16 protein-coding genes and 1 riboswitch are annotated in these 18,007 nt (G+C 65.0%); of the genes, 11 read left to right on the top strand and 5 right to left on the bottom strand.

Annotated elements, in window-relative coordinates; all coding sequences use genetic code 11:
* Positions 1–245 precede the first annotated feature (245 nt).
* The gene (locus tag ACFMBG_RS07320; RefSeq protein ID WP_421054047.1) at positions 246–1,970 is read left to right on the top strand and encodes a DUF1217 domain-containing protein; all 1,725 of its coding nucleotides are present in this window, start codon (positions 246–248) and stop codon (positions 1,968–1,970) included.
* Between the two features lie 143 nt (positions 1,971–2,113).
* On the opposite strand, the gene ACFMBG_RS07315 is transcribed toward ACFMBG_RS07320, so the two are convergent.
* Both ACFMBG_RS07315 and purD read right to left on the bottom strand, forming a co-directional pair.
* Positions 2,114–2,629 carry a GNAT family N-acetyltransferase gene (locus tag ACFMBG_RS07315; RefSeq protein ID WP_421054046.1) on the bottom strand — a complete coding sequence of 172 codons (516 nt, stop codon included), beginning with the start codon at positions 2,627–2,629 and terminating at the stop codon, positions 2,114–2,116.
* Between the two features lie 234 nt (positions 2,630–2,863).
* A complete protein-coding gene (gene purD / locus ACFMBG_RS07310; protein ID WP_421054045.1) occupies positions 2,864–4,129 on the bottom strand; it encodes a phosphoribosylamine--glycine ligase in 1,266 nt (421 codons plus the stop codon).
* A gap of 133 nt (positions 4,130–4,262) precedes the next feature.
* Here purD and xseA point away from each other — a divergent pair, with 133 nt between their 5' ends.
* Positions 4,263–5,765, top strand: coding sequence for an exodeoxyribonuclease VII large subunit (gene xseA, locus ACFMBG_RS07305; protein ID WP_421054044.1), 1,503 nt, complete (start codon positions 4,263–4,265; stop codon positions 5,763–5,765).
* A gap of 55 nt (positions 5,766–5,820) precedes the next feature.
* Here the strand turns inward: xseA and ACFMBG_RS07300 are convergent, their stop codons facing one another.
* On the bottom strand, positions 5,821–6,216 hold the full coding sequence (locus ACFMBG_RS07300; RefSeq protein WP_421054043.1) for a hypothetical protein: 396 nt from the start codon (positions 6,214–6,216) through the stop codon (positions 5,821–5,823).
* A gap of 147 nt (positions 6,217–6,363) precedes the next feature.
* Here ACFMBG_RS07300 and ACFMBG_RS07295 point away from each other — a divergent pair, with 147 nt between their 5' ends.
* The 4 genes from ACFMBG_RS07295 (at position 6,364) to ACFMBG_RS07280 (ending at position 9,888) form a co-directional block, all read left to right on the top strand.
* Positions 6,364–7,005, top strand: a complete 642-nt coding sequence (locus ACFMBG_RS07295; protein WP_421054042.1) for a lysoplasmalogenase — start codon at positions 6,364–6,366, stop codon at positions 7,003–7,005.
* A 76-nt stretch (positions 7,006–7,081) separates the two neighbouring features.
* A complete protein-coding gene (gene ftsY / locus ACFMBG_RS07290) occupies positions 7,082–8,260 on the top strand; it encodes a signal recognition particle-docking protein FtsY (protein WP_421054041.1) in 1,179 nt (392 codons plus the stop codon).
* An 83-nt stretch (positions 8,261–8,343) separates the two neighbouring features.
* Entirely contained in the window at positions 8,344–9,246 is a 903-nt protein-coding gene (locus ACFMBG_RS07285) for a DMT family transporter (protein ID WP_421054040.1), read from the top strand.
* 30 nt (positions 9,247–9,276) lie between these two features.
* On the top strand, positions 9,277–9,888 hold the full coding sequence (locus tag ACFMBG_RS07280) for an inner membrane-spanning protein YciB (RefSeq protein WP_421054039.1): 612 nt from the start codon (positions 9,277–9,279) through the stop codon (positions 9,886–9,888).
* 126 nt (positions 9,889–10,014) lie between these two features.
* Here the strand turns inward: ACFMBG_RS07280 and ACFMBG_RS07275 are convergent, their stop codons facing one another.
* Entirely contained in the window at positions 10,015–10,698 is a 684-nt protein-coding gene (locus ACFMBG_RS07275) for a glutathione S-transferase N-terminal domain-containing protein (protein ID WP_421054038.1), read from the bottom strand.
* Positions 10,699–10,833: 135 nt separating this feature from the next.
* A riboswitch (SAM riboswitch) is annotated at positions 10,834–10,912 on the top strand.
* Between the two features lie 59 nt (positions 10,913–10,971).
* Here ACFMBG_RS07275 and metZ point away from each other — a divergent pair.
* Entirely contained in the window at positions 10,972–12,162 is a 1,191-nt protein-coding gene (metZ, locus tag ACFMBG_RS07270) for an O-succinylhomoserine sulfhydrylase (protein WP_421054037.1), read from the top strand.
* A 117-nt stretch (positions 12,163–12,279) separates the two neighbouring features.
* On the opposite strand, the gene ACFMBG_RS07265 is transcribed toward metZ, so the two are convergent.
* The gene (locus tag ACFMBG_RS07265; protein WP_421054036.1) at positions 12,280–13,068 is read right to left on the bottom strand and encodes a HalD/BesD family halogenase; all 789 of its coding nucleotides are present in this window, start codon (positions 13,066–13,068) and stop codon (positions 12,280–12,282) included.
* Between the two features lie 108 nt (positions 13,069–13,176).
* On the opposite strand from ACFMBG_RS07265, the gene ACFMBG_RS07260 reads away from it, so the two are divergent.
* The 4 genes from ACFMBG_RS07260 to ACFMBG_RS07245 all read left to right on the top strand — a co-directional run bounded on the left by ACFMBG_RS07260 (position 13,177) and on the right by ACFMBG_RS07245 (position 17,951).
* Positions 13,177–14,031, top strand: coding sequence for a LysR family transcriptional regulator (locus tag ACFMBG_RS07260; RefSeq protein ID WP_421054035.1), 855 nt, complete (start codon positions 13,177–13,179; stop codon positions 14,029–14,031).
* 110 nt (positions 14,032–14,141) lie between these two features.
* Entirely contained in the window at positions 14,142–15,245 is a 1,104-nt protein-coding gene (gene folE2, locus ACFMBG_RS07255; RefSeq protein ID WP_421054034.1) for a GTP cyclohydrolase FolE2, read from the top strand.
* Positions 15,246–15,537: 292 nt separating this feature from the next.
* Positions 15,538–16,455, top strand: coding sequence for a hypothetical protein (locus ACFMBG_RS07250; protein ID WP_421054033.1), 918 nt, complete (start codon positions 15,538–15,540; stop codon positions 16,453–16,455).
* A 47-nt stretch (positions 16,456–16,502) separates the two neighbouring features.
* The gene (locus tag ACFMBG_RS07245; RefSeq protein ID WP_421054032.1) at positions 16,503–17,951 is read left to right on the top strand and encodes a TrkH family potassium uptake protein; all 1,449 of its coding nucleotides are present in this window, start codon (positions 16,503–16,505) and stop codon (positions 17,949–17,951) included.
* Positions 17,952–18,007 lie beyond the last annotated feature (56 nt).

Raw genomic sequence — 18,007 nt, 5'->3', positions numbered from 1 at the left:
ACGCCGCGCATTGGCGCGGCGCCCGGCCCAACTGCGAGGCCCGTCCCGTCGGGGATGGGCCGGAACAGGCGGGAGCGTTTCCGGCCTCCTGCGGCCTGGGCCGGTGAGGGATGGCTGGACAGCCCGCTACCGGCCGGCCTGCGTCGGAGTCCGTTTCCGGTTTATTCACCACCTTCGGTTTATCTTGTGCCGGATGAGCAGATCCGGGCGCGCGGCCCCGGGGCGGTTTTACAGGAGACAGCAGCGTGAGCTTTACGCCATATGTGTTCGGCACCGGCATCGCAGGGTGGACCTTCCTGCAGCGGACCCGGGACCAGCAGCAGGAGGTTTTCGAGAAATCGCCTGTCCTTGACCGGGCGGTGCAGGATTTCACTCAGAGGATCACCAGCGTTCAGTCGGCGGACCAGCTGCTGGATGACTACAACCTGCTGACCGTGACCCTGGGCGCCTTTGGCCTGGATGAGGATATCAACAACAGGGCCTTCCTCAAGGAGGTGCTCGAATCCGATATGAGCGACCCTCAGTCGATTGTGAACCGGCTCAACGACAACCGGTACCAGGCGCTGGCGGAAACCTTCGGCTTCGGCAGTTCGGACGGCCCCAAGCTGCCCAGCGCCAGGGCGGAGAATGAATTTGCCGGTATCAACACACCGGATGACCTGCTCTCGAACAGCACGCTTCTGCGCCAGGCGCTCGGAAACGTGGGGCTGGAAGGGATGGAAAACAATCAGTTCTTTCTGCAGAAAGTTCTGGAATCCGATCTGGAGGACCCCAACTCCTTTGCCAACAAGCTGTCCGATCCGCGCTTTGCCGAATTTTCCAGGCAATTCAGTTTCGGCCAGGTGCCGGAATATGAAAACAGCATCGAGGCACTGGTCAACGAGTTCAACGAGCATACCGATGGCCTCGCCAGCGCGGACGACCTGCTGGCCGATGAAGACCTGCTGCAAGCCGTCATCGAGACGTTCGATCTGGAAAGAACCTATCCGGACTTTCTGCGGCGGGTTCTGGAATCGGATACCACGGATCCCGATTCCTTTGTGAACCAGCTGGAGGACAAGCGGTACCTTGCGGTGTCCGAGGCCTTCGGGTTCGGCTGGCCGGACATCAATGCGATGACCGATCCGGAGGAGCTGCTGTCAAACCCGGCGCTGCTGGAGGATGCGCTGGACACCTTCAACCTCAGCAACCGGGGCGAGGACTACTTGCGCCAGGTGCTGGAATCCGACCTGTCCGACCCGAATTCCTTCGTCAACCAGCCGGAGAACCTGGCCTATTACGACTTTGCCGATGCCTTCCAGAACGAATGGCCGGAACCTGTCAGCAAGATGCAGGTGTTCTCGGATGAGATCACGGACAAGCTGGGCACATTCACCGATCCACGGGACCTGGTATTCGACCTGAGCCTGTTCGAGGCAACGCTGGACCTGTTCGGCCAAAGCAAGCGGAGCACTGAATTCGACACGGTGATCCGCGCCTTCGAGTCCGACCTGTCGTCCAGTATTTCTTTCGCGAATTTGCACTATGATACCGGTTTGAAGGCAATGACTAATGCCTTTTCCTTCAACAAGGGGGAGACCGGCCGGGTGTACCCGGAAGGATTTGCAGAGGAAATTGCAGAGCTCTACTCTACCCGCCAGTTCGAAATCGAAATCGGCAATTCGGATCCCAACATGCGGCTCGCGCTGGCGCTGGAGCGCGAATTGCAAAGCGTTGCGGATGCGGGCGGCAGCGAGAACGCCCATTGGTACAACATCATTGGTTCGCCGCCGCTGCGCACTGTTTTTGAGACCGCGCTGGGCCTGCCGTCCGGCATTGCGCAGCTGGATGTCGAGCGGCAGCTGGTCGAGATGAAGGACCGCGCCTTTGCGGCCTTCGGGACAACCCACCCGGCGGACTTCCTGGAGCCCGAGATGCTGGATCAGTTCCGCAGGCGGTTCCTGCTGCTGAGCGATCTGAACACCCTGTAAGGCGGCACCCGGCGCGGGCGGCTGACGCCACTGCCCCGGCAGCAAGGCTGGCGGTGCCGGAGCGTTCCGGGCCAGCGTGGTTTCTGAAGCGGATGGCGGTTGCACGGCCGCCGCGGTGGCAGCCGTTGCGGCTGGCCGGCGCCTCACTGGCGGCCCGTCTGAGGTGCCTCCGGCCCCGGCAGGGCCTCTTGCGGCCGGACGGGCTTCCGCATGGTGATCGAGGTCGGCCGGTCGAACCCCTCATGCGCGGTTTCTGCTGTCTTGACAAATCCCATCCGGGCAAAGGCAGCATGGTTTTCCGCCAGTTCGACACGCGTTTGCAGCTGAAGCACCGGCAGGCCGAGGGCCGCGGCACGTTCTGCCGCCAGCCTCACCAGACGCCGGGCCAGCCCCATCCTGCGCTGCGGCCGGTCCACCGCAAGCTTGCCGATATGCAGGCAGCCGTCCATAGGCGTCAGGAAAACACAGGCTTGCGGCGGGGCGCCGATAACCCAGATTTCGGCGGTCCGGCATTGCTCCTGCAAGGTCTCCACTGTCAGGCGGTGCATGGAGGAGGGCGGATCGATACGTCCGTCCATATAGGCAAAGCTGCGCCGGATCAGGTTCAGAACATCCTGAAGGCACGGATCGTTCCCGGCAAGGCGGCGGGGGGTGTTCACCGGGGCACCCCGGCCGGGCGTGGCGAGGGCGGCAGAAACGCCCGGATAGAGGCTTGGGTCATGGCCATATCCTTAGCTGCTGCAGAATGATAACTTGCCCTGCACCGCCGGGCAATCCGCTGCCGTGTCGCCGCAGCCTCCGCTGCCGCCGGGCGCGCCAGCGCCCGGCCACGCCCAACTGCGGCGGGCAATCTCCGATTGGCCGGGAGCAGGCGGGAGCGCTGCCGGTGCCGCTTAGCCCAGCGCGCGCCAGCCGATGTCGCGGCGGAAGAAGCCCTGCGGCCAGTCGACGCCGTCCACCATCGCATAGGCCCGGTCGCGGGCCTCCTGCAGGGTTTCGCCGCGGGCGGTCACGTTCAGCACCCGGCCGCCAACAGCCAGCACCTTGCCGTCCTGCTCCTGGGTGCCCGCGTGGAACACCATGTTGCTGCTGTCCTCGGGCAGCGCGTCCAGCCCCTTGATCTCGGAGAACTTCTCGTAAGACCCGGGGTAGCCTTCGGCCGCCATCACCACGGTGATCGCGTGATCGTCGGCCCAGTTCACCTGCGCTTCGCCCAAGCGGCCCTCGGCGGCAGCGTGCATCAGGTCCAGCGCCTGGGCACCGAGGCGCATCATCAGCACCTGGCATTCCGGATCGCCGAAGCGGACGTTGTATTCCACCAGGCGGGGCTGCCCGTCCTTGATCATCAGACCGGCATAGAGCACCCCCTGATAGGGCATGCCGCGCTCTGCCATCACCCGCATGGTGGGCTTGACGATCTCTTCCATCGCCTTGGCCTCGACCGCCGCCGACAAGACCGGCGCGGGAGAGTAGGCGCCCATGCCGCCGGTGTTGAGGCCGGTGTCGCCTTCGCCGACGCGCTTGTGGTCCTGGGCGGAGCCGATCGCCAGCACGTCCTCGCCATCGACCAGCACAAACAGCGAGGCCTCCTCGCCCTCCATGAACTCCTCGATCACCACCTCGGCGCCGGCGCCGCCAAAGGCGCCGCCGAACATGCCGTCGATGGCGGCAATGGCTTCATCTTCCGTCATCGCGATGATCACGCCCTTGCCGGCCGCCAGCCCGTCCGCCTTGACCACTGTCGGCGCACCGTGCCGGCGCACATGCGCCTTGGCGGCCTCGGCATCGGTGAAATGGCCGTAAGCAGCGGTGGGGGCGTTTGCCGCGTCGCAGATTTCCTTGGTGAAGCTTTTGGAGGCTTCCAGCCGCGCCGCTGCCCCGGAGGGGCCAAAGACCAGGATACCGGCCTCGCGCAGACGGTCGCCGACACCTGCGGCCAGCGGCGCCTCGGGGCCGATAATCACGAAGTCGATGGCATTTTCCTCGGCAAAGGCGGCCACGGCGCCGCCGTTCTCGATATCCAGGGCGGCGCAATCGGCGATCTGGGCGATGCCTGCGTTGCCCGGTGCCACGATCAGCTTGTCGCATTTGGGGTTCTGCATCACCGCCCAGGCCAGGCTGTGTTCGCGCCCGCCGCTGCCGAGGATAAGGATGTTCATCTGCGTGTTCTCCGATCTGCCTGAGCCGAGAGGTCCCCCGGCGCTGTCCGGGGCTTGCCTTGCTTGCGGCGCGTTCTATGCTGCGCGCGACTTCAAAACAAGACCGGCCAAAAGCCGCAGGAGAGCAGCCCCGATGTCCGACCTGTTTGACGATCCTCAGCCAGGGCAGAATGCCCCTGAGTTCACCGTTTCCGAGATTTCCGGCGAGGTGAAGCGCACGCTGGAGAGCACCTTTGGCCGCATCCGGGTGCGGGGCGAAGTCGGGCGGGTGTTCAAGGCGCGCTCGGGGCATCTCTATTATGACATCAAGGACGACCGCTCGGTGCTGGCCTGCACCACCTGGAAGGGGCAGATCAGCGGCCTGTCGGTGGTGCCAGAGGAAGGGCTGGAGGTGGTGGTCACCGGCCGCCTGACCGCATTCGGTGCCCAGTCCAAGTACAACATGAACGTTGATGAGGTTGCGGTTGCCGGCCAGGGCGCGCTGATGGCGCTCTTGGAAAAGCGCAAGAAGCAGCTGGAGGCGGAGGGCCTGTTTGCGCCGGAGCGCAAGAAGCCTTTGCCCTATCTGCCGCAGATCATCGGGGTGGTGACTTCGCCCTCCGGCGCGGTGATCCGGGACATTCTGCACCGGCTGCGCGACCGCTTCCCGCGCAAGGTGCTGGTCTGGCCGGTCGCGGTGCAGGGGCAGAACTGCGCGCCCGAGGTCGCCCGCGCCATCGAAGGCTTCAACCACCTGACGCCGGGCGGCGCGCTGCCGCGGCCCGATCTGATCATTGTTGCCCGCGGCGGCGGCTCGATCGAGGATCTGTGGGGCTTCAACGAGGAGATCGTGGCCCGCGCCGCGGCGGCCTCGCAGATCCCGCTGATTTCTGCGGTGGGGCATGAGACGGACACCACGCTGATCGACTTCGTGTCCGACCGCCGGGCACCGACGCCGACTGCGGCAGCGGAGCTGGCGGTGCCGGTGCGGCTGGAACTGATGGCGTGGAGTGAAAACCAGGGCGCGCGGCTGACCCGTGCTGCCGGGCAGGCGGTGCAATTGCGGCGCCAGCGGCTGAACGATCTGGCCCGGGCGCTGCCCAAGCCCGATACCCTGCTGGAAACCCCGCGCCAGCGGCTGGACCGGATTTCCGACCGGCTGCCGGGAGCCCTGATCAGCGGCGTGCAGCGGCGGCGGGTGCATCTGAGCGAGACCGCGGCGACCTTACGCCCGGCCACCCTGCGCCAGCTGGTTGAGGGGCGGCGCAACCGGCTGAGCAACCTGTCCTCGCGCCTCAGCCTGCGGCCGATCCAGCGGGAAATGGTGGCGCAGAAGGACGCGCTGGGGCGGCTGGCGCAGCGGCTGGATGCGGCGCAGGCGGCGCGCATCGACCGCCAGCGCCAGGCGCTGGCCGCCGCTGGCCGCCAGCTGGAGATCCTCAGCTACAAGGCGACGCTGGAGCGCGGTTATGCGGTGGTGCGTTCGGGTGAGGAGATCCTGACCACCAGGGCCGCCGCTGCCAAGGCCGGGGCGCTGCAGATCGAATTTGCGGATGGCACGCTGGATCTGGACGGTGGGGCTTCTGCGCAGTCTTCCAGGAAAGCCGCGCCGAAACCGCCGGCAGAAAGCGGCGGCAGCCAGGGCTCGCTGTTCTAGGGGCAGGGCGCCAGCTTCTTTCTGGTCTCAAATACCCGATGCGCTGCAGGCGGCCTCAGACGCCCAGGTCGGGGCCGTAGCACAGCATCTCCTCGCCGATATCCTCGGCCTCGTAGAGTTCTGTCGAGGCCGGGTCGTCCTCGAACCGGGCGGTCAGCCCGCGGGGGGTCAGCTCGAACGTCCAGCACTGCGGATCGTCGCGGTTTTCATAGACGAAACAGATCTGGCCTGCTTCCTCGTACCAGCTGCCTTCCTGGCATTTTCCATCGAGGAAGGACCAGATCACCCGGCGGTCTGGCAGGTAACGCTCGACCCCGTACAGGGAGCCGCCGAAGCCATAGAACAGCGTGCGGCCCTGGGTGTAGCGGTCGAACTCGCCTGCGCTCAGCTGCTCGCCCGCCGTCAGCGGGGCGGGCAGGGCTGCCAGCAGGAGAATCATCAAGGAACGCATGAACCCACTGTGCCCCAGGACCGGGGGGGCACCAAGCGTCGCGTTGGGCCTGGCTGAGCGGTTTCTGTGCCGGCTCCCGCCGGGTCACCTTTGACGGCGCGCGGGCTGCGGGGACAAGGTGCTGGAAAATCAAAGGGGAGGCAGGAGATGGCGGTGGAACTGGCACTTTGGGCGGGGGCTGGGGCCTGTGCACTGATTTATCTAATCATGGCAGCGCAGCCGCCCGGGCTGCTGCGCAGCGTGCTGAAGACCGCCTCGGTTGCTTTGCTGGCGCTGGCGGCGGTGCTGGCCGGGGCGCCCTGGCTGCTGGCTGCGGCGCTTGGCTTGTGTGCATTGGGTGATTTGTGTCTGTCGCGCGAGGGCGAGGGGGCGTTCATGGCGGGCGTCGGCGCCTTTGCCGCCGGGCACCTGGCCTATGCGGTGCTGTTCCTGACGCGGGCCGCGAGCGATCCGGCGCGGCTGCTGCAGATGCCGCCGGCAGTCATCGCGGCGGGTCTGCTGGTGCTTGGCCTGGTGATGGCGCGCATTCTGGCGCCGCGGGCGGGCGCGCTCAAAGGCGCGGTGCTGGCCTATATCCCGATCATCCTTGGCATGGGGGCGGCGGCGCTGACGCTGCCATTCGGAACCTGGGTTTTTGCTGCGGCCTGCGCCTTCATGCTGTCGGACATGGTGCTGGCGGCGGAAACCTTCGTCCTGCCGGAAGATCATGTGCTGCGCCGGATCACGCCCTATGCGGTCTGGCCGCTCTATTGGGGGGCGCAAGCGGGCTTTCTGGCGGCATTTTCCTAGATCCGCGGTGCCTTGCGCTTTGCACTCCGGGTAAATCCGCATTAGGTGGGGTGCAGACCCTTTTGCGGAGACCGATATGGCGTTTTTCTCAAAGCTCAAGGAGCGGCTGTTCAAATCCTCCTCCAAGCTCGAGCAGGGGCTCGACGCGATTGTCGAAGAGGGCTCGGACAGCAGCGCGGCTGAGGCCGCAGAGGCTCATGCTGAGGCCCTGGCAGAGTCCCCGGCGGTGACGCCGGAGCAGCCAGCGCCTGCACCGGTTCCGCAGCCGGAACCCGTAGCTGAGCCCGAGCCTGAGCCCGAGCCGGCACCGCAGCCGGTCGCGGCCCCCAAGCCTGCGCTGCAGCCTGCTCCGGAGCCGGAGAAGAAATCTCCGGGCCTGCTGGGACGCCTGATGGGACGCAGCGCTGCGGCGGAACCGCGCCGGGCGCTGGATGATGACATGCTGGAGCAGCTGGAAGAGCTGCTGATCGCCGCCGACATGGGGGTGGACACCGCGCTGCGGGTGACCGCCAACCTGGCCGAGGGGCGGATGGGCAAGAAGGTCTCCAGCCGTGAGATCAAGGAACTGCTGGCGCAGGAAGTCGCCCGCATCATGGAACCGGTGGCCAAGCCCTTGCCGATCTATGCCAAGCGCCCGCAGGTGGTGCTGGTGGTGGGGGTGAACGGCTCTGGCAAGACCACCACTATCGGCAAGCTGGCCAGCCAGTTCAAAGGCGCAGGCAAGAAGGTGGTGATTGCCGCAGGCGACACTTTCCGCGCTGCTGCCGTTGAACAGCTGCAGGTCTGGGGCGACCGCGCCGGGGTTCCGGTGCTGACCGCGCCCGAAGGTTCCGATCCGGCCTCATTGGCGTTCGATGCGATGACCAAGGCGCAGGAAGAGGGCGCTGACCTTCTGATGATCGACACCGCTGGCCGCTTGCAGAACCGCGCCGACTTGATGGAGGAGCTGGCCAAGATCGTCCGCGTCATCCGCAAGAAGGATGAGACCGCGCCACACAACACCCTGCTGGTGCTGGACGCCACCACCGGCCAGAACGCGCTGAGCCAGGTGGGGACGTTCCAGCAGCTGGCCGATGTCTCCGGCCTGGTGATGACCAAGCTGGACGGCACCGCCAAGGGCGGCGTGCTGGTGGCGCTGGCGGACAAGTTCGGCCTGCCGATCCACGCCATCGGCGTCGGCGAGCAGATCGACGATCTGGCGCCCTTCGATCCGGAAGAGTTTGCGGCAGCCCTGACTGGTCTGGAACAGAACTGATCCTTCATTCTTCTGGCTGAAAATATCCCGGGAGTCCGGGGGCAGAGCCCCCGGCGCTCTCATCCCGCGCAAAGGCATTTCATTTGAGCGATTGGCTGATTTCCCTGGAAGGCACCGAGGCCGGGCATCAGGCGGCGCTGTTCCTGGCGATCTGGGCCGCGTTCCTGCACGCAGTCTTCGGCGCGCTGCAGAAGGGGCGGCATGATCCCTGGCTGTCGCGCGGGGCGATCGATTTTTCCTACTGCGTGATGGCGGCGCCATTTGCCTTCTTCGTGGTGCCCTGGCCCGAGCCGCATATGTGGGTGATTTTTCTGATCGCCTGGGTGATCCATGTCTTCTACAAGCTGTTCCAGGCAATGGCCTATACCAAGGGCAGCTACACGGTGGTCTACCCGGTAGTACGCGGCACCGGGCCGCTGTTCACGGTGATCGGCTCCTTCTTCCTGTTCGGCGAGGTGTTCACCCCGGTGCAGTGGCTGGGGGTGGCGGTGCTGCTGGCCGGTATCTTTGGTCTGGCGGCCTATAACTTTGTTTTCCTGGAAGCCAACCGCGACACCTTCGGGATTGCACTGCTGTTTGCCTTTATCACCGGGTTGTTTGTGGCCGCCTACACCACATATGACGCCTATGGCATCCGGGCGACGGCGGATCCGTTCACCTTCCTGGCGTGGTTTTTCATGATAGACGGGCTGGTGTTTCCGGTGATTGCCTTTGTGCGCTGGCGGAACCTGCCTGCGCCGCCCGAACCGGGGCCGCTGATGATCCGGGGCTTTTTTGGCGGGCTGGTGGCCTTTGCGTCCTTTGGCGCCATCATGCTGGCGACGCGGCTGGACAAGGTGGGGGAGGCAGCAGTGCTGCGCGAGACCTCCACCGTGTTTGCTGCCCTCATCGGCTGGCTGGTGCTGAAGGAAACCGTCGGCCCGCGGCGGATCGCGCTGATGGCTTTGATCGCGCTGGGCGCCGTGATAGTGGAAATGGGCGGCTAAAGCCCGCGCACAGAACTGACAGGAGGCCCCATGGCCGGAAAGAAGATCAACCCCACCCTGAAGATGGTGCTGGAACTGGGCCCGATTGTCCTGTTCTTCATCGGCTATCTGAAGCTGAAGGATGAGGTGTTTCTGATCGGCGGCAGCGAATACAAGGGCTTCATCGTCATCACCGCGGCGTTCATCCCGCTGATGGTGGCCTCGACGCTGGCCCTTTGGAAGCTGACCGGGCATCTGTCGCGGATGCAGTTTGCCACGCTCATCCTGGTGGTGCTGTTCGGCGGCATGTCGGTGTGGTTCAACGACGACCGTTTCATCAAGATGAAGCCGACGATGCTGTATCTGCTGTTCGGCGGTCTGCTGGGGATCGGCCTGATGCGGGGCCAAAGCTGGCTCAAGGTGGTGATGGAAGAGCTGATGCCGCTGAAGCAGGAAGGGTGGATGATCCTGACCCGGCGGCTGTGCGCATTCTTCTTTGGCCTGGCGGTGGCGAACGAGCTGATCTGGCGCACCCAGGGCACCGAGACCTGGGTCTATTTCAAGACCTTCGGCCTGCCGGTGGCGATGTTTGCCTTCTTCATGTTCCAGGGGCAGCTGTTCCAGAAATACGGCGACGAGGAAGAGGCCGGCCCGGCGGAGTAACCGGCAGCTGGCCATCCTACGGAATTCGCGTGGAGGGCGGAGCCTGCCTGGGCGGGCGCGAATGCGCCTGCCAGGGGGCAGGCAGGCGCAGCCCGGCCTATCGGCCGGGCGGAACCTTCTTTACGGTCACTTCCCAAACAAAACCTGCTGCGCCTTGGTGTCCGACCGGTCAGCGCGCAGATCCGCATGCAGCGCCCGGCCGGCCACAACGCCGGGGCGGGACCACATCAGCTCCAGCCAGCGGGCAAGATGCGGCTTGTCTTCCAGCGTCTGCTGCTGGCCTTCCCAGAGCGAGGCCCAGGGCCAGATCGCCATATCGGCAATCGTATAGTCCGGCCCGGCCGCATACTCATTCTCCGCCAGCTGCCGGTCCAGAACGCCGTAGAGGCGGGCGACCTCGCTGCGGTAGCGGTCCTTGGCATAGGGCAGATCCTCAGGCGCGTATTTCAGGAAGTGATGCGCCTGACCCGCCATCGGGCCGACCCCGCCCATCTGCCACATCAGCCATTGGTCCGCCTTGAGCCGGGCGCGCTCATCCTTGCCATAAAACTGTCCCGTCTTGCGGGCGAGGTATTGCAGGATGGCGCCGCTTTCGAACAGCGAGACCGGCGCGCCGCCGGGTCCGTGCGGGTCGATGATCGCGGGCATCTTGTTGCCGGGAGAGATCTTCAGGAACTCCGGCGCGAACTGATCGCCCTTGCCAATGTCGATCAGGGTGACCTCGTAAGGAAGCCCCATCTCCTCCAGCGCGATGGAGATTTTCCAGCCGTTCGGGGTGGGCCAGTAGAAAAGCCGGATGGGGTCCTGCATCTTGCGCCTCCGTCTATCAACCCGGCCACAGGAGCATGGGGGGCGCGGGCAGGCAAGGGGCCGCGGTGCTCACATCCGTGTGACGCGGGGGGATGCGGCGGCTTGACCGAATCCCGCAAGATGCGTAAAGCCCGTGCATCACATCGTGGCGATTTGTTACCGGATTGCGGGCCACGTTAAACAATCCCGCTAAAGAGGTCAGGACGTGAAGGACCCCCTTTCGCTTGGCCGATCGGGGGTTTTTTGTGCGTTATGGGCGCGAGGAGACAGAAGATGAGCGACAACTGGAACAGCCGGACAAAGCTGGTGCATGGCGGCACCCGCCGCAGCCAGTACAACGAGGTGAGCGAGGCGATCTTCCTGACCCAGGGCTTTGTCTACGAGAGCGCCGAGCAGGCGGAGGCGCGGTTCATCGAGACCGGCCCGGATGAGTTCATCTATGCCCGTTACGGCAACCCGACTGTGGACATGTTCGAAAAGCGCATCGCGGCGCTGGAAGGGGCCGAGGATGCCTTTGCCACCGCCTCCGGCATGGCGGCTGTGAACGGCGCGCTGACCTCGCTGATGAGGGCGGGCGACCATATCGTGTCGGCCAAGGCGCTGTTCGGCTCCTGCAATTATATCCTGGCGGATGTGCTGGGCCGCTTCGGGGTTGAGGTGACCTTTATCGACGGCACCGACCTGGAGGCCTGGAAGGCAGCCGTGCGCCCGGACACCAGGGCGGTGTTCTTCGAGAGCATGTCGAACCCGACGCTGGAGGTGATCGACATTGCCGCGGTTGCGGAGATCGCCCATTCGGTTGGCGCCACGGTGGTGGTGGACAACGTGTTCTCGACCCCGGTGTTCTCCCGCGCCATCGAACAGGGCGCCGATGTAGTGATCTATTCCGCGACCAAGCATATCGACGGCCAGGGCCGGGCGCTGGGCGGGGTGGTGCTGGGCACCAAAGACTACATCCGCGGCACGCTGGAACCCTATATGAAGCACACCGGCGGTTCGCTCAGCCCGTTCAATGCCTGGGTGATGCTGAAGGGGCTGGAGACACTGTCGCTGCGGGTGAATGCGCAAGCCGAAACCGCGCTGAAGATCGCCGAAGCGCTAAACGGCCATCCTGCGCTGGAGCGCACCATCTATCCGGGGCTGAAGACCCATGCGCAGAACGCGCTGGTGCAGACCCAGCTGGGCGGCAAGGGCGGCACCGTGCTGTCGCTGGACCTGAAGGGCGGCAAGGCAGCGGCGTTCAAGTTCCTGAACGCTATGACCATCCCGGTGATCTCCAACAACCTGGGCGACGCCAAGTCCATCGCCACCCATCCGGCCACCACCACCCACCAGCGCCTCAGCGATGAGCTGAAGGAGGAGTTGGGCATCACCCCCGGCCTGGTGCGCTTCTCGGTCGGGCTGGAGGATGCCGATGACCTGATCGCCGACCTCAAGGCGGCGCTGGAAGCCTCGCAGGCGTAACGCTGCCTCAGCCGGAAGATCTTTTATTCATCTGGCTGAAAATATCCTCGGGGGTGAATTGAGCCGGAGGCTCAAGAGGGGGCAGACAGCCCCCTCTCTTTTTTCAATGCTATCTAGTCAGGAGGCCCGGCCGTAAAAACCGATGTTCTCCTCGTCGGTGAACCGGACGCCCGGGCGTTCGTAGAAGGTGAAGACAGCAATCACCCGGGTCTTCTCACCCTTCACCGTGCCGACCCGGTGCGGTGAATTCTTGCCGCGGAAAATATTGAGCGTGCCGGGCGCCAGGGTGATTGAGCGCATGTTCGGGTCTTCGCCGGCCAGCAGCCGCTCGACGCCTTCGTAATTCGGGTCCTCGTCGCTGCGCAGCTCCGGGCTGTAGATGAATTCGCCGCCTGCCTCGGGCGCCTGCAGCAGCATGGTGGTGGTGAACTCGGAGCGGTCGAAATGCCAGTTCAGCGCCTGCTCAGCGCCGTAGGCCATGATGTTCAGCCGTGCCAGCGGATCGTCCATGGTGTAGAGCGCGGGCTTGTCCATGGTGGCGGCCAGGAACTGGGCAAAGGGCGGCCAGTCATAGAGCCGCAGAACCGGCGAGCCGGGGAACTGATCGGCGCAGAGGGTGAAGTTCGAGGTCTCGACCTTCTGCAGGGCAGGGTGGTCCGGGGCCAGCCCCTCGACCGCGTCCATGAAGTAGATGTTGTGCCAGCGCTTGTGGTGGAAGCTTTCGGTTTCGAACTTCCCCTGCAGCGCATCGGCGGCGGCTTGGGCCACGTCCGGCTTCATCAGCCCTTCCAGGCTGAACATGCCGTCCGCGGCCAGTTCGGCGCGGCAGCGGTCCACCAGGGCGTGCCACTCCGGGGTGCCCGGGCGGTCGAGCGGGTAACGGTGCAGATCAAGAATATCGCGCATCAGGTGTTCCTTGGGTCTTGATGGTTTCACCAAGCCTGCGCGCCAGACCGCGATCTGACCACTACAAAATACCTTGGCGAGCATAAGGTTTTCTTGCACTGTGCCGCCATGAAGCTGCCGCCCCTGAACGCCCTGCGCGCCTTTGAATGCGCTGCCCGCTGCGGCAGCTTTTCGGCTGCCGGGGCGGAGCTGGGGGTGAGCTCGGCGGCGGTGTCGATGCAGGTCAAGAATCTGGAGGACTGGCTGGGGCTGAAGCTGTTTGCGCGCCGGGCTAACCAGGTGCGGCTGACAGATGCGGGGCGGGATTACTATCAAAGGGCAGCGGTGTCGCTGGCGGAGATCGCCAGTTTCACCGAGGCGATGACCGAAGGCGCCAAAAGCCGCCCGCTGGTCATCTCGGCGACGCCTGCATTGGCGCAGCTGTGGCTGCCGGCGCGGCTGAAGCTGTTTGCGCAGGCGCGCCCCGATGTGACGGTGCGGCTGCGGATCGAGGATGACAGGATCGATCTGGAGGCTGAGGGCATTGATGCCCGGCTGACCTATGGCGGCGAGCATCCGGAGCACCGGACCCGGGAGCTTTTCACGGACCGGCTGGTGCCGGTCGGAGCCGATCCGCAGGCGGAAACCGGCACTGCCCCGCTGGTGGAGGTCAGCTGGGGCGAGACGATTTCCTCGGTGCCCGGCTGGCGGCAGTATTTTGCGCAGCACGGCATTGCGCGCGAAAACCTGGCGGCGGCGGCCATCGGGCAGTCGGTGCCCTCGGTGGTGTCGCTGGTGCAGGCTGGCTTGGGAATTGCGCTGCTGCCGGAGCAGGTGGTGGGCGGCGAAATCCGCGCGGGCAGGCTGCACCGGCTGCAAGGCCCCGCAATGGAGATGGCGCGGCCCTATGTGCTGGTGACGGCGCATTACAAGTCGCGTTCCCGGCGGCTAAGGGCGCTTGCGGAGGCGTTAGGGGTCCGATAAGGCGCCGGTTCTGCCGCATTTGGCGGATCCGTTTTGAAAATTGCCGCGTAACAGTATATGAGGGTGGCCTGCCGGACCCTATATGGGCCGTATCACTGGGGGAAACGCCGATGAACATTCATAACCGCGACGCCGCAGAGGCTCCGGACCGCGAGGCAGCCGCCGCCGCGCTGGATGTGCTGCGGGCTTGGGCCGGCACCGTGACCGAAACCGAGATTGCCGAGCTGGACCCGGCTGTGGCGCGGCTGCTGCCCGGCCGCGAGGTTGGCAATTTTCCGGAGCTGTCGCGGCAGTATCCCGAGGATTTCAAATCGGACGAGGCCTACCGCGCGACGCTGCCCGACCTGCAGAACGGGCCGACCAGCCTGATCCGCGGCGCGCAGGAGCAGATCCAGCATGTGGGGATTTCCAACTTCCGCCTGCCGATCCGCTTCCACACCCGCGACGACGGCGACTTGACGCTGGAGACCAGCGTGACCGGCACCGTGTCCCTGGATGCGGGCAAGAAGGGCATCAACATGTCCCGGATCATGCGCACCTTCTACAAGCACGCGGAGCGCACCTTCAGCTTTGAAGTGATGGCGAACGCGCTGGATGACTACCTGAGCGATCTGGACAGCCCGGATGCGCGCATCCAGATGCGGTTCTCCTTCCCGGCGCGGGTGCAAAGCCTGCGGTCTGGCCTCAGCGGCTATCAGTATTACGACTTTGCGCTGGAGCTGGTGGACCATGACGGGGTGCGCGAGAAGATCATGCACCTGGACTATGTCTATTCCTCGACCTGCCCGTGCTCGCTGGAACTGTCCGAGCACGCCCGCCAGGCGCGCGGCCAGCTGGCGACGCCGCATTCGCAGCGCTCGGTGGCGCGGATTTCGGTGCAGTCGGTGCCGGGCAGCGAGTGCCTGTGGTTCGAAGACCTGATCGAGCTGTGCCGCAAGGCGGTGCCGACCGAGACCCAGGTTATGGTCAAGCGCGAGGACGAACAGGCCTTTGCCGAGCTGAACGCCGCCAACCCGATCTTTGTCGAAGACGCGGCGCGGCTGTTCTGCGAGGCGCTGCAGGGCGATGCGCGGATCGGTGATTTCCGGGTGGTGGCCAGCCACCAGGAAAGCCTGCACAGCCACGATGCGGTCAGCGTGCTGACCCAGGGCCCGCTGTTCAAGGCGATGAGCCTGGATCCGAAACTGTTCTCCACCCTGATCCATCACGGCTGAGCTGAACGCGGAGCTGCCTGATTTGCAGGCAGGTTTCCGCCGGATCTGCGGCATTTTCTGCGTTGCCGCAAATTTTATGCCGCTGCGCAGAAACGCATGTTAGCCTGCTCTGCGAATCCCCCGGTTATCCTGCCGGGGGCAGGGGAGCTTGTACGCAGGTGTCTGCAATTGACGGCCCGAATTCTGCTGTACCCGGCCCGGTGCTCATCCGGTGTCCGCTCCCCTTTACCCTTGCCCGGACAACACAGAACAGCCCCGGCGCAAGGCCAGTGCAGGACTTGAGGAGTATCAGATGACGAGCTTTCACCATATTGCCGGTTTGACGGCAAGGGCGCATGAATGGGCAGGGTTTGCAGCCGGCATGCAGCTGAAGCTGTGGCGCCAGGCGGCAGAGGCCGCATTGCAGGCCCCCTATGAGCAGATGCGGATGGCGCATTCGATGATGGAGGCGCAACGGCGGCTGATGGGGGCAAGCCCGGCGGCCGCGGAGACCGCGCCGGAAGGCAAAGCCGAACCGGCAGCGGAGCCGAAAGCGGAAGTCAAAACGGAGCCCAAGGCGGAAGCCAAAACGGAACCCAAGGCAGCAACTGCCTCCAAGGCCCAGTCCCGGAAAAAGCCGGCTGCCAAGGCGGCCAGGAAAACTGCCGCGAAAAAGCCCGCGGCCCGCAAGACCGCAACCCGCAAGCCCGCCGCGCGAAAGGCGCCGGCACGTGCAGCGGCCGCAAATGCGGCGGCCAAGCCGGTGCCGACCAAAACGGCAGCAGCGCAACCAGCGACGGATGCGGTGGAAAATCAGGCCGCCAAGCAGAGCGGGCCGGCCGCCGGACCGGGGATGAAAGAAGCGCCCGCGGTGTTCCGCACCTCCTCAACCCGCAAGAGCGAGCCGGAACAGGCGGCCAAGGCGGTGGAGAAACCTGCAGCCAAAGCCGAAACACCAAAAGCCGCAGCGCCGGAAGCCAAAGCACCGGAAGCCAAAGCACCGGAAGCTAAGGCACCGGAGGCTAAAGCATCGGAAGCCAAGGCACCGGAGGCTAAAGCCCGGGTGTCTGAAGCGAAAACGCCGGAAGCAAAATCACCGGCACCGGAGGCAAAAGCACCGGCCAAGGCAGAGGCACCCCAGTCCGCATCATCCAAGCGGCCTCGCCAGCCCTCGTCGCCGCCGCAGATGCCGCAGCGCAACGCTCCTGCCACCAGCGGCAGCGGCGAATAGTGCCGCACACTTGACACTTACCGCGCGGGGGGCCAACGCTGCGCCGCATGTTGGATCTCCGCCCGGTTGGATATGTCATCGGCCTTCTGGTCGTCATCTTGGGAGCCATGATGGTGTTCCCGCTGCTGGTCGACCTGCTGGACGGCCGCGGCGAATGGCATGTGTTCCTGGAAAGCGCGCTGTTCACCATTCTGGTCGGCGGGGTGCTGGCGCTGAGCTGTGCCAATGGCGTGAAGGAGGGGCTGAGCATCCGCCAGACCTTCCTTTTGACCACCACGGTCTGGCTGGCGCTGCCGCTGTTCGGGGCGATTCCGCTGATGCTGGGCGCGACCGAACTGCGGTTTGTCGACGCCTTCTTCGAGGCGATGTCGGGGCTGACCACCACCGGCTCGACGGTGATTTCGGGGCTGGATGATCTGCCGCGCGGACTGCTGTTGTGGCGCGGCATCCTGCAGTGGGTCGGCGGTATCGGCATCATTGTCGTGGCAATGGTGTTCCTGCCCGAGCTGCGGGTCGGGGGGATGCAGATCTTTAAGTCCGAAGCCTTTGACACCTTTGGGAAAATCCTGCCGCGCGCGCAGGCGATCGCCAAACAGATCGCGTTGATCTACGTGTCGCTGACCATGGTCTGCATGCTGGTTTACATGGTGATGGGCATGGGGCCGTTTGATGCGCTGGTGCATTCGATGACCACCATCGCCACCGGCGGTTTTGCCAATTACGATGCCTCCTTCGGCGCCTTTGCCGGGCCAGTGGAATATGCCGCCTCCGTCTTCATGATCCTGGCTGCGCTGCCGTTCGTGCGCTATGTGCAGCTGATCAACGGCCACGGCACCCCGATGCTGCGCGATAGCCAGATCCGCGGGTTCATGATGACGCTGGGGCTGCTGGTCGCGATTGCGGCAGGGGTGCTGTATTACGCGCGTCCGCATGGGGGCGAGGAAGCGCTGCGCTCCGCCCTGTTCAACATCACCTCGATCATGTCCGGCACCGGATATGCCAGCGCCGATTACATGCAGTGGGGCAGCTTCCTGGTGATGATCTTTTTCTTCACCGGGCTGATCGGCGGCTGCGCGGGCTCGACCGCCTGCTCTGTGAAGATCTTCCGCTATCAGCTTCTGTTTGCCTCGATCCGCGGCCAGATCCAGCGCATCCGCTCGCCGCACGGGGTGTTCATTACCCGCTATGAGGGGCGCCCGGTGGATGCCGAAGTGCTGAGCTCGGTGATCTCCTTCTTCATGTTCTTTGTCGTCACCCTGGGGGTGGTGGCCTGGGCGCTGGCGCTGACCGGGCTGGATTTCGTGACCGCGGTGTCAGGCGCGGCCACTGCTGTGGCGAACATCGGCCCCGGCCTGGGCGACACCATCGGCCCGGCAGGCAATTTCTCCACCCTCAACGATCCGGCCAAATGGATCCTGAGCGCGGCGATGCTGATCGGGCGGCTGGAGCTGATGGCGGTCTACGCCATTCTCACGGTAAGGTTCTGGCGCGGCTGAAGGCCAGCGCTTTGGCAAAAATTGCGCAAGCCGGGTGTTGTGGCGCTTTGCCGCGC

It is taken from the genome of Leisingera coralii (genome assembly GCF_049056525.1).
GTDB classification, from domain to species: Bacteria; Pseudomonadota; Alphaproteobacteria; order Rhodobacterales; family Rhodobacteraceae; genus Leisingera; species Leisingera coralii.
Note: the sequence above shows the minus strand (reverse complement) of the source record. Positions and strands in the feature narration are given on the sequence as shown.

Bases quoted from the DNA above. Each gene is read 5' to 3' on its own strand.
- ACFMBG_RS07265 (WP_421054036.1), bottom strand. From the start codon at position 13,068: ATGCGCGATATTCTTGATCTGCACCGTTACCCGCTCGACCGCCCGGGC.
- ACFMBG_RS07300 (WP_421054043.1), bottom strand. From the start codon at position 6,216: ATGCGTTCCTTGATGATTCTCCTGCTGGCAGCCCTGCCCGCCCCGCTG.
- ACFMBG_RS07280 (WP_421054039.1), top strand. From the start codon at position 9,277: ATGGCCGGAAAGAAGATCAACCCCACCCTGAAGATGGTGCTGGAACTG.
- ACFMBG_RS07295 (WP_421054042.1), top strand. From the start codon at position 6,364: ATGGCGGTGGAACTGGCACTTTGGGCGGGGGCTGGGGCCTGTGCACTG.
- ACFMBG_RS07275 (WP_421054038.1), bottom strand. From the start codon at position 10,698: ATGCAGGACCCCATCCGGCTTTTCTACTGGCCCACCCCGAACGGCTGG.
- purD (WP_421054045.1), bottom strand. From the start codon at position 4,129: ATGAACATCCTTATCCTCGGCAGCGGCGGGCGCGAACACAGCCTGGCC.
- ftsY (WP_421054041.1), top strand. From the start codon at position 7,082: ATGGCGTTTTTCTCAAAGCTCAAGGAGCGGCTGTTCAAATCCTCCTCC.
- folE2 (WP_421054034.1), top strand. From the start codon at position 14,142: ATGAACATTCATAACCGCGACGCCGCAGAGGCTCCGGACCGCGAGGCA.
- metZ (WP_421054037.1), top strand. From the start codon at position 10,972: ATGAGCGACAACTGGAACAGCCGGACAAAGCTGGTGCATGGCGGCACC.
- ACFMBG_RS07245 (WP_421054032.1), top strand. From the start codon at position 16,503: ATGTTGGATCTCCGCCCGGTTGGATATGTCATCGGCCTTCTGGTCGTC.
- xseA (WP_421054044.1), top strand. From the start codon at position 4,263: ATGTCCGACCTGTTTGACGATCCTCAGCCAGGGCAGAATGCCCCTGAG.
- ACFMBG_RS07250 (WP_421054033.1), top strand. From the start codon at position 15,538: ATGACGAGCTTTCACCATATTGCCGGTTTGACGGCAAGGGCGCATGAA.
- ACFMBG_RS07260 (WP_421054035.1), top strand. From the start codon at position 13,177: ATGAAGCTGCCGCCCCTGAACGCCCTGCGCGCCTTTGAATGCGCTGCC.